12 protein-coding genes and 2 pseudogenes are annotated in these 14,463 nt (G+C 44.1%); 10 read left to right on the forward strand and 4 right to left on the reverse strand.

The window, feature by feature from the left end:
• Positions 1-198, reverse strand: coding sequence for a methionine aminopeptidase (locus A8F94_RS25190; RefSeq protein ID WP_077247841.1), 198 nt, complete (start codon positions 196-198; stop codon positions 1-3).
• Between the two features lie 222 nt (positions 199-420).
• Here A8F94_RS25190 and A8F94_RS20325 point away from each other — a divergent pair, with 222 nt between their 5' ends.
• From A8F94_RS20325 to A8F94_RS20340, 4 genes and pseudogenes are all read left to right on the forward strand, one after another.
• Entirely contained in the window at positions 421-1,401 is a 981-nt protein-coding gene (locus tag A8F94_RS20325; protein ID WP_066204623.1) for a phosphotransferase enzyme family protein, read from the forward strand.
• Between the two features lie 79 nt (positions 1,402-1,480).
• The gene (locus A8F94_RS20330) at positions 1,481-2,731 is read left to right on the forward strand and encodes an MFS transporter (RefSeq protein WP_254660915.1); all 1,251 of its coding nucleotides are present in this window, start codon (positions 1,481-1,483) and stop codon (positions 2,729-2,731) included.
• 329 nt (positions 2,732-3,060) lie between these two features.
• A pseudogene (locus A8F94_RS20335) lies at positions 3,061-3,734 on the forward strand (C39 family peptidase).
• 91 nt (positions 3,735-3,825) lie between these two features.
• Positions 3,826-5,382 carry a hypothetical protein gene (locus A8F94_RS20340; protein WP_066204626.1) on the forward strand — a complete coding sequence of 519 codons (1,557 nt, stop codon included), beginning with the start codon at positions 3,826-3,828 and terminating at the stop codon, positions 5,380-5,382.
• 52 nt (positions 5,383-5,434) lie between these two features.
• Here the strand turns inward: A8F94_RS20340 and A8F94_RS20345 are convergent, their stop codons facing one another.
• A complete protein-coding gene (locus tag A8F94_RS20345; RefSeq protein WP_077247842.1) occupies positions 5,435-5,923 on the reverse strand; it encodes an STAS domain-containing protein in 489 nt (162 codons plus the stop codon).
• A 372-nt stretch (positions 5,924-6,295) separates the two neighbouring features.
• Here A8F94_RS20345 and A8F94_RS20350 point away from each other — a divergent pair, with 372 nt between their 5' ends.
• The 5 genes and pseudogenes from A8F94_RS20350 (at position 6,296) to A8F94_RS20370 (ending at position 8,562) form a co-directional block, all read left to right on the forward strand.
• Positions 6,296-6,586 carry a DUF5658 family protein gene (locus A8F94_RS20350; RefSeq protein WP_066204629.1) on the forward strand — a complete coding sequence of 97 codons (291 nt, stop codon included), beginning with the start codon at positions 6,296-6,298 and terminating at the stop codon, positions 6,584-6,586.
• A gap of 104 nt (positions 6,587-6,690) precedes the next feature.
• Positions 6,691-7,071, forward strand: a complete 381-nt coding sequence (locus A8F94_RS20355) for a RidA family protein (protein ID WP_066204632.1) — start codon at positions 6,691-6,693, stop codon at positions 7,069-7,071.
• Positions 7,072-7,101: 30 nt separating this feature from the next.
• Positions 7,102-7,441, forward strand: a pseudogene (locus tag A8F94_RS20360) (DMT family transporter).
• Between the two features lie 70 nt (positions 7,442-7,511).
• On the forward strand, positions 7,512-7,667 hold the full coding sequence (locus A8F94_RS20365; protein ID WP_066204634.1) for a DUF1540 domain-containing protein: 156 nt from the start codon (positions 7,512-7,514) through the stop codon (positions 7,665-7,667).
• Between the two features lie 181 nt (positions 7,668-7,848).
• Positions 7,849-8,562, forward strand: coding sequence for a DsbA family oxidoreductase (locus A8F94_RS20370; protein WP_066204636.1), 714 nt, complete (start codon positions 7,849-7,851; stop codon positions 8,560-8,562).
• 508 nt (positions 8,563-9,070) lie between these two features.
• Here A8F94_RS20370 and A8F94_RS20375 read toward each other — a convergent pair.
• Both A8F94_RS20375 and A8F94_RS20380 read right to left on the reverse strand, forming a co-directional pair.
• Entirely contained in the window at positions 9,071-10,132 is a 1,062-nt protein-coding gene (locus tag A8F94_RS20375; protein WP_066204639.1) for a dihydrodipicolinate synthase family protein, read from the reverse strand.
• 1 nt (position 10,133) lies between these two features.
• Positions 10,134-11,150, reverse strand: a complete 1,017-nt coding sequence (locus A8F94_RS20380; RefSeq protein ID WP_066204643.1) for an NAD-dependent epimerase/dehydratase family protein — start codon at positions 11,148-11,150, stop codon at positions 10,134-10,136.
• 417 nt (positions 11,151-11,567) lie between these two features.
• On the opposite strand from A8F94_RS20380, the gene A8F94_RS20385 reads away from it, so the two are divergent.
• A complete protein-coding gene (locus A8F94_RS20385) occupies positions 11,568-14,408 on the forward strand; it encodes a carbohydrate binding domain-containing protein (protein ID WP_066204645.1) in 2,841 nt (946 codons plus the stop codon).
• The last annotated feature ends 55 nt before the right edge of the window (positions 14,409-14,463 follow it).

Consider the following 14,463-nt stretch of genomic DNA (forward strand, 5'->3'; position numbering starts at 1 on the left):
TTATTCAACAATATTTTCCCATTCCGAATAAAAGCCGCTCCCGTTACAGCCGACACAATCGTACGTATCGTGATAGTAATCAAAGGCGGGATAAATGATAAATCCCCTGCCGTGACAGAGAGGACATCGGTTTTCGCCTTTCATTTTAGAGATATATTTCTCCTTTTGTGCTGCTCTCCAGTCATTGAAGATTCCCAATCAAATCCCTCACTTTCTTCGTTAACTTTTGCAGGTTAACAATATTTATACATCGAAAACCAGATTGAGGGATTTTATGGTAATATTGGAAAAGTAATAAACTGTTAGAAGAATGAAAGGGGTGACGTTTTTTTGGTAAAAGCAATTTTTCAAACTAAGTTTTGGATGAGAGGGCGTGCCTCATAGTGAGTAATTGACTCTCATCTCCTAGGAGTGAATGAGATGATGAACCTGAGATTGATGGAAAAAGGATTGGCCAATGAGAGTATTGTTGAAGGACTCATGCGAAATTGGCAACATGAAAAAGAAACTCTTCGATTTTGGCGTGCCAGTTCGAATTTTGTTTTTGCTTTTTCAAGTAATGAACATCGATTTTTCCTGAGATACAACCATGAAAGTGAAAAAAGTATTCCGCAGTTCGAAGCCCAGCTCGATTTTATGAGCTATCTTTCCGGGCAAGGCTTTCCGGTCGTTCAGGCTGTACCAACAAGAATGGGGCACTATATCCAAACAGTCGAAACGGAAGAAGGAACTTACGTTGGGGTTGTATTCCGTGAAGCAAACGGAATGAATTTAGAAGTGGGCTTGACCGAAGAAAAGGCGTGGGAATGGGGAAAGGCGCTTGCTCACCTGCACTCCTTATCAAGCGACTATCAAACAGAAAGCTTAAGCCTGAAAAGCCATGAAACGATCGTTGCTGAAATCCAGGCCATATTAGATAGGCACCCTGAAGAAAGGGAAGCCTTTGAGGAGCTTGGGAGCTTAAAAGCCTGGTTTAGTTCCCTTCCAATATCCAAAGAAAATTATGGGCTGATTCATTACGATTTTCAGCATGACAATTTATTTTACAATGAAAAGAGCCGTACTTATGAGGCAATCGATTTTGATGATGCTTTTTATGCGTGGTATGTGCTTGATATCGTTACTGCACTAGATGGCTTTCTTCACTGTTCCAATGATTCCGTCCAAACCCCTGAAGTAAAAGCTTTTCTCACCGGATATCGCTCAATCAGGCCTATTGAGGAATCATTGCTCAAGCAGGCGGAATATTTTCATAGATTCGCCAATTTGTATAAGTTTGCAAGATTGCTCAGGTCACTGGAGGGGACTGACCCAGTAAACATGCCAGATTGGCTAAAGGATGTTGTTGAAAAATTTGCTGCAGTAAGGGACAGGTTAAGAAAAGGCTTCAATCAGATATAGGAATTCTTTTTTTCTGGTATGAAAATGCTTGTTCCGCAGGTATACTGATATGTACTTTACCGTGAAAAGGGGGTCTTTTATGTCTGAAATAATAAATCCAAATGAAAAACTCGGGATGGGGGCATTGTTTCGAAATCGTGTAATCAAAACAATTTTGCTGTCCATGCTGTTTTTGCAAATAGGGATATGGGTCCGGAATTATTCAATTTTGCTATACGTTGTTGAAAAAACAAACGGAGACCCAATTGCGGTGTCGCTCATCTCAGTTGCCGAGTTTGCGCCGATTTTCCTGTTTTCGTTCATAGGCGGAACCTTCGCCGACAGGTGGCGCCCGAAACGGACAATGATTTGGTGTGATGTTTTGAGCGCGGTATCTGTTTTCGTTGTCCTGCTGACACTGCTATTCGGGAGTTGGAAGGTAATCTTCTTTGCTACCCTGGTGTCATCCATTTTGTCACAGTTCTCCCAGCCTTCCGGAATGAAGCTCTTTAAGCTTCATGTTCCAGACCAGCTTGTCCAAATGGGCATGTCCATGTACCAGACACTGGGTGCCCTATTTTTGATTCTTGGTCCGGTGCTTGGCACGTTTGTATACCAGCATTTCGGCATTTCAGCGGCGATTGGTGTCATGGGTGTTGCCTTCCTTTTTTCTGCTGCAGTCCTGGTCATGCTGCCTAAGGACAGGATACCAGTAAAAGAAGAACAGCAGTCAACCTTGATGCAGGAGATGAAGGAAGGGTTTCGTTATGTACTGGGGAGCAGGCCATTGTCGCTTCTCGGAGGCTGCTTTGCTATATCAGGGCTTGCGATTGGCTTGACACAGCCGCTTGGTGTCTTTTTAATAACCGAAAGGCTTGGCTTGCCAAAGGAAGACCTCCAATGGCTGATGGCGGCTTTTGGAATCGGCATGATCCTTGGAGGCGGAATTACTGTTGCTGTATCAAGGAAGGTCACACCCCAGCTGCTCCTTGCTCTGGGCTTGGCGGCGAATGCGATTGGGTTTGTTGTACTTGGGCTGTCGACCACGCTATGGCTGACACTTGCCGCACAATTTTTCGCAGGAATGTTTATGCCGTGCATCCATATTGGCATCAACACGATGATTTTAAAAAATACCGAAGAGGCCTTTATCGGAAGAGTGAATGGCATTCTGAACCCGCTGTTCATGGGAGCAATGGTCATCATGATGTCTGCTTCAGGCTGGCTAAAAACACATACGTCCATTGTCTATATGTACCAGGGTTCGGCAATTCTTTTGGCAGTTGGAATTATCATCCTCGTTCCTTTAATTAAGAAGGGGCTGGCTGTTAAAGTCGCCAAGGGAATGTAGAATCTGGATGTAAGCCTGGAGGCGATTGCTTCCAGGCATTGTTTTTGAAGCACAGTACTTCCTGATAGGGCTTTTTTGGAAAAAATAAAGGCATCCTGTTTATAGTGGTCTGTTTTCTTAGGTTTGCCTGGAATGGCGAGAACTTCTTGTACGACGGATGCACAGCAAACCTTTGCTTCCATTGTCACTGCCCCTTGATTCAATCCACCGTTTTGACTCCTCATCAATTTGAATAAACATAGAGTTCCCACTGTTCCGTATTGCATGGTTAGGTCAGACGCTATGCCGGGAATGAGTTTATTAGATGAAAACAGGAGAGAGAACCAACGATGTTAAGGGCAATCTTAGTTCTTGGAGTCGTGCTTGCCGGGTGTCTCGGAAAAGAGGCATCCATTCCGCCTCCTCAAGAGGAACGGAAATCAGAAGCAATACTTGATGCACCGCATATCTCTCAGTTGCCGGAATGGGATAGAGGCTGTGAAGTCACTTCGCTGGCGATGCTGCTTCAACATGCCGGGGTTGATGCAGACAAATTGGAGCTTGCCGCCGAAGTCAACAAGGTTCCATTTGAAGAGAATGGAAAGAGAGGACATCCGAATGAAGGTTTCGTCGGGAACAGGAAACCTTTGATGAACCAGGAATTGGCGTTTTCCATAAACCAATTGCCGAACTTGCTGAAAACTATCTGCCTGGGAGGATTCTTGACCTGACAGGGGAAGATTTTGAAGCAGTTTTGGACCATATTGCTGATGGCCGGCCTGTTTGGGTTGTAGTAACCAGCACATTTGCCACAGTTCCTGAAAGCGAATGGGAAGTTTGGGATACAAAGCAAGGTGAAGTAAAAGTAACCTACAGATGGCATTCGGTCCTTGTGACTAGATATGATGAAAAACATGTGTATGTAAATGACCCTCTGGATAAAAAGAACCGGAATCTGGACAAAAATAATTTCAAAGAAGGCTGGGGGAAATTTGGAAAACAGGCGATTACTTACAAGGGTTAAAGGCCTAATGCCAAAATTTTATAAACAAGCTCCCGCGAGATAATAGTATAGTAGAAAGGTAGATATCTTTTTGGACAGGACGTGCTGATCCATGCCAAATCAAACGAAAAGCCTGCTAGAGAATCAAAAGCTATTTATAAGCATCGCCCTCGGCGGGAATCCTTTTTTACATCCATCTATCGATGAAGCCTATCGAAAGAACCAATGGGAATATTATGAGGCGTATCTTCAAAGCGGATTGAAAGGAAAACCGCTCATTTCCATGTACTCGACACGAAACGAGGAGAAAATCAGGCAGGTTGCGGGAATTGTGGAATGGTGCTATACGCATAACCATTTTACCGCTCTTGATGGATTAATTAAGAAAGGCTATAAATTTGCCTGGCTATTTGTCCAAAGGAACGAAGAAATAGATTTTGAACAATACATCCGGGCATACGCCAAGCGGCAAAAGTATAGGGCACTCAAGGAAATCGAGTTGTTTTATCAAAACATTGTCCTTTGGTATTTAACAAGCAGGGAAGGGAAACCAATCCAAAGCCTGTCGGTTACATGGCAATCGTTTCAGGAGATGCTGCATTCCTCGTTAAAAGAGGCAAAGGTACAAGAATTGAATTTTTCTGAACGCCATATCGAGGAAAACAGGGAGAAACTGCTGCACCTCTATGAGATCTATAGTATCCCGAAGGATCCGGAGTTTGATTCTTTGGGTGCTTTTCTTGAATATATGCTGGGGGTAAGCCTTCGGCGTGTGTATGAACAGGATTTTGAATTTGATTCTGAAGAGGCCCAGCAAAGAATGTTCCAAGTCTCTCCAGGCAAGTACATTGGCGCGCTGGGAGGTTGGCTCAAGGCGCTAGGCATCAACGAACTCGATGCGACCGAACAAATTCCATTTACAAAACATGCCCTTGATTGCGCATTACTTGAGCTTCTATATGCAAAAAAATACAATGACATTTCAGACGATGAACAAGATTTGTTTTTTGTTGCCAGTCTGTATTTGCACTGTGTTGTTTCCTTATATAAGGAAGCAAAGCAGTTTTATTTGGATGAGTCCAAACAGGATTATTATGTGGAAATGAAAACGAAGGAGGCCGCCATTCTCCAACAGGAAGCAGAATTGCTACGGAATGAACGGACTTTGCAGACAGCCAGGAAGAGACATGAGAGTGAACGGGCAGGCCTTGAAAAAGAACTCCGGGAAGCACAAGCGAAAATCCGCCATTTGGAGCAAAAAATTGAAGGCATGGAGGATTATGCTGGAGAGGTACATGCTCTCAGGGAGTACCTTTATTGGGAAGAAGCCGAAGATCAATTTTATGAAAAGGCACCCTCGGTGGATAAAATGGCAGAGTTGATTGCTTCCAAACGAATCATTGTGTTCGGGGGAAGCCCAGCCTGGCAGCAAAAAGTAAAGGATGTCTTGCCTTCCGTCGAGTTCTTTGACATCGATTCAAGGAATAGGCAGTTAGGGAAAATCAGGCGGGCGGATGCTGTTTTCATTAATACTTCGGCATTGTCCCATGCTTTTTATTATAAGATTATGAAGGAATTAAGGGGTTCCGGGGTTCCATTTTATTATATAAAGGGCCAATCGAATAGTACAAAAACCATAATGGAACTATACAAGTGGATTACGAATTGAGTTTTATAAAACAGCAGCCTAATCACAAAGGGAAGGCTGCTGTTTTTTGGGTTTATAGAGTTTTCACGGTGAGGGCAAGCCCTTTTTCCTTCATGACGTGCTGAAGTGCTGCCTTGAAGGTTGAAAATGTCTTGAGCTCTTTAATAAAACTTAACCCCGAGAAAACCAGTTCTTGGGCAAACTGTGGTGTGATGCCGACAACTAGCACCTGAACTCCGATAAGATTCAGGGATGCCACCAGATTCATAAGGTAATGGCCCAGGATATTCAAATCACCGAGCTCTTTGACACTAATTGCGGTAAAATCGAGGACTGCCGTATCAATTTCCTCATCGGTTGCATGGCTTAAAATTTTCGGCGCAATCAAATCAAACAGCGCTGGGGAAGCCTCACCGGCAATTGGAATCAGGATGACTCCGGGAATGATGGATGGAATGATTGGTACGGAAACATTGCGAACAAGATGCTCAAGTTCAGCAATTCGTTTTTTCATTTGCTCATTTTGTTCCAATAACATGTTTAGCTCACGTTCTTCAGCCATAGTAACCTCACAAAATGTTTGATATGTATAGTTACTTCAAGTATATTTTTAATTTTGAAAAAAAGAAAGTAATTGTGCCATTTTCCCAATAGAGGTTTAGGGTGAAAGCATCGCATCATGGAAGATGGCCCGAATTTGGGTTAATTTTTGCAGAGTTTAAAAAACAAGAGTGCCTTGCCGGTAATTGTAACAAGGATGCTTTACCGATACCCAGCTCATATGTATAGCAGTGTGGCAGTTGCGGGGCAACTAAAAACTATAATCTTTGCTTTTTGTCATGCTAGTTTAGGCGATTCTTGAATAAGGTAAAGGAGGAGTGGAAAAACTATAATAGAAGGATTTGTCCGAAGTATTAGGGAAAGGCTGATTTTCATGAAAAAATGGGGCTATTTGCTTGCCGCCTTGAACTTCTTTGATGGAATATGCACATATATAGGTTTAAAGTTTTATTTAATTGAAGAAAGCAATCCGGTGCTTGCCTGGATGCCGCCCGAGAGAATAGTGGGATTAAAAGCACTTCTGAGTCTTGCCTTGCTCTACCTCGTTTTTCGAGTAGAATTAAAGAAACCTGTTTTCAAGTATTCTTTGCTGACAGGGAACGGCATTTATTCATTGCTGACAGTTTTGCATCTGTATTGGATTGGACTTGCGAATTCCACCTAAAAACTTGATCCGAGCGGATTAAGTTTTTTCGTTTTAAAGGAAAAAAGAGAAACAAAGCAGAATGTATAAGAGAATAGTAGAATTCATGGTAAAGGGTGAATGGTATGAGCAGAAAAGCATTTGAGGCAAAGGGAGCAAGGGCAGTCGGGCCGTATTCCCATGCAGTTGAAGCTGGAGATCTGGTCTATCTCTCCGGCCAGACACCAATAGATGCGGGGACGGGGGAGTTGGTCACCGGAGGAATAAAAGAGCAAACGGCACAGTGCTTCACCAATCTGTTTGCAGTATTGGAGGCTGCCGGCCTATCCTCGGATGATGTAGTAAAGGTGAATGTGTTTTTAACGGATATGAACTACTTCTCGGAAATGAATGAAGTGTACGCTATCCACTTCTCAGAACCGTTCCCGGCACGAACGACGGTTGCAGTTCTGGGGCTTCCACTCGGAGCAAACGTAGAAATTGAAATGATCGCCAAAAGGCGTTAAGTTAGCACTTCAGCAAAGGGAGGACATCATTTGAGCTATTTTTATTTAGCATTCGCTATCATTGCTGAACTAATTGGCACGTCACTTCTCAAGGCATCGGCAGGTTTTTTCTAAGCTTTGGCCGACAATCGGGCTTTTTGTAAGCTTTTTTGTTGCCTTCTTTTTTCTATCACTTTCTTTAAAAACAATTCCTCTTAATATTGCCTACGCGCTTTGGTCCGGGCTTGGGACAGTGGCGACTGTCGTAATATCCATTTTAATATGGAAAGAAAGAGTTACGACTGGGAGTGTAGTTGGGATTGCCTTGATAGTCCTTGGAGTTGCAGTCCTCCAATTCTTTGGTCCGGGCCAAGGCCAATCGTCTGGCTGAAGACAGGGAAGGATTACACACTTCCAAATGCGGGTACGGAAAGGTACAGACCTTACAGGGAGGTGCCAACATGAAGATTGAAGTGAAATGTGATGTAGAAAACTGTAAATATTGGGCAGAGGGTGACCAATGTGTGGCTGACTCGATTATGGTTATTGCCCACCATGACAGAGAAGCTGCAAACGTAATGGAAACTGCCTGCAAGACATTCGAACATAGCGAATAGCTAAAAAGTATGCGGCCGCCGGGTTGAATTCCGGCGGCTTTTTAGATTTTTCGAGCATATTAAAAGCAACTCTAGAGATAATGAAGCACCCATTCAGGCAGGATAAAAGACTCATTTCGCCTGGAGATATATAATAAAACGGTAGTTACATCTTGGTCAAGGCTATAAGGAAGTGAAACAGATGAAAATAGAGATTTGGTCTGATTTCGTTTGCCCATTTTGCTATATTGGAAAGCGCCGGCTTGAGGCAGCAATTGAGCATTTGGCATATGCCGATGAAATCACCGTAGAATATAAAAGTTATCAATTGGATCCAAATGCAAAGTATATTCCAGATAAGGACTTTTACGAAATGTTTTCAGAATTAAAAGGAATCCCACTAAGTCAAACGGTTTCCATAAACCAGCAGGTTGCCTTTCAGGCACAATCTTTTGACCTCGATTTCAATTTCCAAACGATGAAATATGCCAATACATTTGATGCCCATCGGGTTGCAAAGCTTGCCGAAAAAAAAGGAAAAGGCAAAGAATTGACAGAGCGGTTTCTGTTCGCCTATTTCACCGAGTCCAAACTGCTCAGTGACCATGACACTTTGGCTGAGCTGGCTACTGAAGCAGGCCTGGACAGAGACGAGGTTGTCGATGTATTGAATACAAATCGCTTTGCCAGGGATGTTCGCAACGATATTAGTGAGGCCCAGCAAATAGGTGTTAGGGGCGTACCGTTTTATGTATTAAATGAAACCTATGCAATATCCGGTGCCCAGCCATTGGATATCTTTATAAGGGCATTAGAAAAAGTCCGGGAAGAAGAAAAAGACAGGCCAGTGTTAAAAAAACTTGGGACTGGCGCTGATTACTGTGTTGATGGGTGCTGTGAAGTTAAAGAAAAATAGGCTGCTCTCGGCAATGGTTAACTCGATGAAAGAGAGGGCAGTCCAATAACAGAGACTCTCCGTCCTTCATAAAGAAATGGACAATTGGGAAGAAACTGGAATATTCCTGCCGGGATTGATTGTATTATTTGAAAAGGATAAAGCAGTTAAGGCTGAAGCATAGCGGCCACCCCCCAAACATCGCTTGGGGGTGTTTCTTTTTATTCGGCGCTAAAGAGCAGTTTATCATAACGACAAATAGGACCATGAAACCCCCTGGGTAGATATGCTTTCTGCCCGGGGTTCTTTTGGGATTTGTTTATGGAGAAGTTTGTAAAAGTATGAAAACGCAGAATGAATGAACACCCCCTTTATATGAAAAGGATGCGAGGAGTCATTTAGTAACTGGGTACACTCAGGGTATTGGGAGGTGTTAGTCAACCATGCCAATTTTTAATAGTTTTCCCGGTTCATCCAGATAAAAAAGAACACTCCCATTAAATTGAAAGTGTTCCTTTTCCTCTGTTTATTAAGATGTTACTTTTTTATAGTTTCCTAAAAAGGTTTTTACAAACTCATCATCATGTAAGTGAGGATAATCCCTGTAGACTCGATTAATTTCTTCGGATTGGCCAGGGCTCAATTTCTCTTTTTCAAGCAGGCACCAGTTTCCTTTTAGCAATCCCTGTCTGGCCAGTACTTCATTAATGCCGGCAATACATCCTTTAAACTCATTGGCAGAATCGAAAAAGGCTGCATTTGCATCTGTGATCTCCTGAGCTGTAATCAAAAGGGAAGAAGGGAGGATATTCCCGTTTCGGACATGCTTAATTTCTTCAAACAATTCAACGGCTTTTTTTGTCCAAACGGCCCAGTGGCCCAGCAAGCCGCCGATGATAGGTTTTTCAATCAACCGTCCGTTTACATTAAAGCGATACGTTGTAAGTAAATCGGCCACAATATTGTCATCATTGCCGGTGTAGAGGGCGATTTCGTCATATCGTGATGAATGGCAAACAGCCCTGGCAACATCCAGTGTTTGATAACGGTTAAAGGGTGCCATTTTGATTCCATAAACATTCGGGATTTCGGCGAATTCCCTCCAGAATTCAAAGCTAAAAACCCGGCCTCCAACAGATGGCTGCAGATAGAAGCCGAATACTGGGATAATTTCGGCAACCCGCCTTGTCCTTTCAAGCAGTTCTGCTTCTGTCACTGACGGCAATCCGCCGTTACTCAGCAGCCCTAAATCATACCCGAGGCCACTCGCAGTACGTGCTTCCTCGACAGCCTGTTCAATCGGTCCGCAAATTCCGGCAACTTTGATGAACGGGCGATCCAGCTTTTTCTTATCTATTTCTTCAATTGCAAGGCGCAGTACTTTTTCAAACAGATTGAATTCAGGATCCCGAATCTCGAATTGCGTTGTATGGACGCCGACTGCAATTCCCCCGGCGCCGGCATCCATATAGTAGTTGGTAAGCCTGCGCTGGGCTTCTTCATCTAATTGCCTGTTAGGTTCAAGCGCCAACGGATGGGCGGGAATGACCGTTCCGTCAAATAGCAACGTTTTAATTTCATTGTTTAACATATTAATAGGCTCCCTGGCGTTCCTGGAAATGGGTCGGTTTATTTATAGTAGCGCCGCCACCGGCAACCCATTCAGCTGTCCACTCAATCATCTGGTTCAAGGAAACCCGCGGGTAGCCAAATAGTTTGTGGGCTTTGCCGGAGTTGTTAAGCAAGGCCGTAGGCTGTTCCTCATTTGAAAAAGAAACCTTTTTATCAAAGGCTTTTCCAAACTGTTCAGCCAGCCAGCGGACTGAAATTGTTTCCGGGCCTGTTGCATTCAGGATTTCCGGTGGTGTATTTGCAAGAAGCAGCGACCGGATTGCGTATTCGTTTGCATCTCCTTGCCAGATAACATTGACGTGACCCATAGTCAAATCTACAGGCCTTTCTTCATAAACGTGACGGGCGATTTCCAATAAGACACCATAGCGCATGTCGATAGCATAATTTAATCGAAAAACCGTTATTGGAGTCTGGTTTTTGACAGAGAAATTAGTGAAAATCCTTTCCCTTCCCAGACAGGATTGGGCATACTCCCCAATTGGGTTGACTGGGTGGCTTTCATCGCATCCGCCTGTTGAGACCGGAACGAGAGGATACACGTTTCCGGTCGAGAATACGACAATCCGTGAATGTTTGAATTTAGCTGCGACTCTGCCAGGCAGGTAAGCATTCATTGCCCACGTATTATGTTCATTGCCTTTCGTGCCAAATTTGGTTCCCGCCATAAAAATGATGTTTTTTACATCAGGTAGGCCATTGAGCTGCTGATCGTCGAGTAAATCGGCAGCAATCGTTTCCACGCCGGCCTGCTCAAGTTCACTTTGAAGGGGTCCGGAGGAAAACCTTGAGACACCGATTACTCTTTTCTGTGTATTGCCTTCCCTAAGTGCACGGACTGCCATTTTAGCTAAAGTAGGCCCCATTTTGCCTGCAACCCCGAGGATCATAATGTCGCCATCCAGCTTTTTGAGGTCCTCAATTAATCCATTACTTGGAATCGTCATGATTTCTTCAACTTGTTCGATCGTTTTCAACCCAGCCACCTCTATTTCATTTGATAGTAATAAAATTGCATAACTAAACCGCTGACGTAGAAATAACAACTGTTTGCCTGTTCCTTTTTGATAAACAATAGATTACTGCAGACCGTAGGAGCCACCGAGTATTTCTTCCCAGCACTCAACGGCCTTATTGATGACCGTGAGAGCAAGCCTAAATCCCCGTGGGGCTACCCCCGGGTTTTGGTGGTGACAAAGTGTGCTGCAGGCATTTTGTTCGTGATGCAAAAGTCCTGTTCTTTTCATATTTCCATAAACTAATTGATTTTTCAGTAAATTGTGAGTACCTTTAATATAAATACAAGTCGTATACCTGTATTTTAACTTACTATTCTAAAAAAGGGGAGGACTTTTGAAAAAAGTTTTATAAATTTAAAAGATAGAGGTGAAAGCATGAACAAGAAGAGAAGTTTTGTAGTTTTAGTTTGCTGCATCCTGTTAATACAGCTTATTTATCCGGCTATACAAAAGCCTGTATTTGCACAGGGGAATGAAGCAGAAATGAGAATTGCGAATCCAGGGTTTGAAGAAAAAGCAGTGAATGGGAAAATACCAGGCTGGACACAGATTTTTGGGACAGCAGGAGTAACGGTAGTCACTAATGAATATGCCTCAGGTAAACAAAGTCTTGAAATTAAGGATGGGGATAGAGGCAACTACGGCCTGATTAGTGATAATGTTACGGTCAACCCTGGCTGGGAGTACCGTGCATCAGCCAAGCATAAGAGCACCGGGGGATCCGGGGAAATTTACATTCGCTTTTTTGATGGGAATGGAAAATATATTACCGGTTTTAATCAAGCCGTGAGAGGGCCTGTCCCGGAATGGAAAGATATCACCGTGACAGCCACAGCCCCTGCGAATGCGGCTTCAGCAGCGATTTTGTTTTATTCGGGCCAGGCCAATACTGGAACTTATTACTTTGATGATGCCAGTCTGACTGAAATCAAGCCGATTCTGCCGATAGAGCAGGTTGGCGAAAACCTGGGAATCCAAATCTCCAAGACGACTGTTATGCTTGGGGATATTGGGAAGGATGCAAACGGCCGGGATGTGTTGTATACCGTTGTTGCAGGTGCTCCAGCCAAGTTTGCGATCGTGGACGTTGAAACAGAGCAGCTAATTAAAAGCTATCCGCTCGAGGATACATCAGGAGCATGGGGAGTTAAGGTGGCTGCGGATGGAAGCGTTTACTTGGGCGGCTATAACAAGGGCTATCTCTTCCGCTACATACCGCAAACCGACACATTGATAAATCTGGGGCATCCAATTAGGTCGACGGATGCCGTTCTTTATCCGATGGATACAGCCAGTGATGGGAAGATTTATGGCGGCGCATACAGCTCGGGAGCCGTGTATCAGTACGACCCGGCCACGAACCAATTCACGAACTATGGAACGCTGGCAGCGGGCCAAGGCTGGGTGCGAAGCACGGTTTATGATGAAAAGAACCACAAGTTTTATGCAGGTGTCGGCAACCAGGCACACTTGATTGAATATGACATTGCCACCGGGGAAAAGCGCAATATTCTGCCGCCACAATATTCGAACATCATTTCCGTTTATGACATGAACCTGGTGGACGGAAAGCTGTTTGCGCAGAAGGAAAACAGCTTTGAAATGTTTGTCCTTGATACGGAAACCGAGCAGCTGGTAGAAGCAGTGAATGGGGATACAGGACAAAAAACGTTTGATATCCCTGAATCTTCACGCAATGTTTCGGATAAATCGCCAGTAGCCAACAAAGTGTATTACACTCACATGGGCATTCTCCACGAGTATGACCTGGATACAAATACGTTCAAATCTCTCGGTGTTGATATTAAAGGGAGTGCAATCAGCTACAAGTTCCTGCAGCTGAATGAAGAAGGCTTCCCGGGTTATACCCTGGTCGGCCTGTCCGGAAACAGCGGCAAGATGTATAAATACAATCTGGAGACCGGAAAACTGAAGCTTACGGATTTAACGCTACCTTCTGAGCCGGTTCTAATCCATGATTTAAATAAAGGACCAGACGGTAAAATCTACAGTGCAGGGTACCTCCCAGGGAATCTTGGCGCGTATGTGCCGACAACAGGGGAAAATATCCGCTTTGATGGCATTGGCCAGAGTGAAGGAATGACCAATCTCAATGGCAAAATGTATCTTGGAGTCTATCCGAATGCCAAATTCTATGAGTTTGATCCGTACAAGGAATGGAACCGGACAGATTCAAATTCAAAATTGAACCCTGATTTGCTGTTCAGCATTGAAAAGAATCCCGACATTCCAGGGTATATCCCTCAAGATCGGCCGTTTGCGATGCTTGGCGTTGAGGAACATAATCAGTTGTTCATAGGTACAGTCCCGAAAAACGGAAGTCTTGGCGGGGCGTTTGCAATCTATGAGCCAGGCAGCGGAAAGGCACCAGAGGTTTACTCGAATTTCATTACTGACCAGAGTATCATTTCCCTCACCTATAAGGATGGCTTCGTATACGGCGGGACGACAGTTACTGGCGGACAGGGGTCAGTGCCGACAACTACTGAAGCAAAGCTATTCGTATGGGATGTGGAAAAAAAGGAAAAAATCGCCGAATTCGTACCAGTTCCCGGCAAGAGGGCTTTGACTGCATTGACTGTGGGTCCGGACGGGAATATATGGGGAATGGCTGATGGAGTTCTGTTTTCACTTGATCCTGAGACAAACAAGATCATTTCCACGTATGAACTGGATCCGAAGGCATCGAGCAACTGGCGGAATGCTTACTTGGAAATTGGCACGGACGGTAATTTTTACGGCATTATCAGCAAAAAGTTTTTCAAATTCAAGCCAGCTACGGGTGAATATGAATTCATAGCGGGCAATGTCGAACATATGGCCCAGGATGACTTTGGCTCCTTCTATCTATCCAGCGGGATCAACCTGTTCAAGTATTCAGATGAATCGCTTCTTGTAAAGCTCCAGGATGCGGAATTGGTTGTTGAGAATCAGAGGCTGACTGTTGGTGACAGCGTTCCATTGAAATTGAAAGGAATCCTTGAAAAGGGAAGAAGCACATTGGAGCTTGCGGGTGCAACTGTTGACTATAAGATTGATAAGCCAAAAATGCTCTCAGTCGAAGATGGCGTCCTGACCGCTGTGAAAAGCGGAAGGGCACAGATAACGGCAACGGTTACACTGGGCGGGGTGACGGTTGAAACAGAGCCTGTTTCAATCTGGATCAACAATGCAGGTGGAAACAAAGAAAATTAATAAGATTAATAGGTGTGTGTTTCAGCCCGGGGAGAAATGCTTTCCCCGGGCATTT

The organism is Bacillus sp. FJAT-27225 (assembly GCF_001685025.1).
Taxonomy (GTDB): domain Bacteria; phylum Bacillota; class Bacilli; order Bacillales; family Cytobacillaceae; genus Bacillus_D.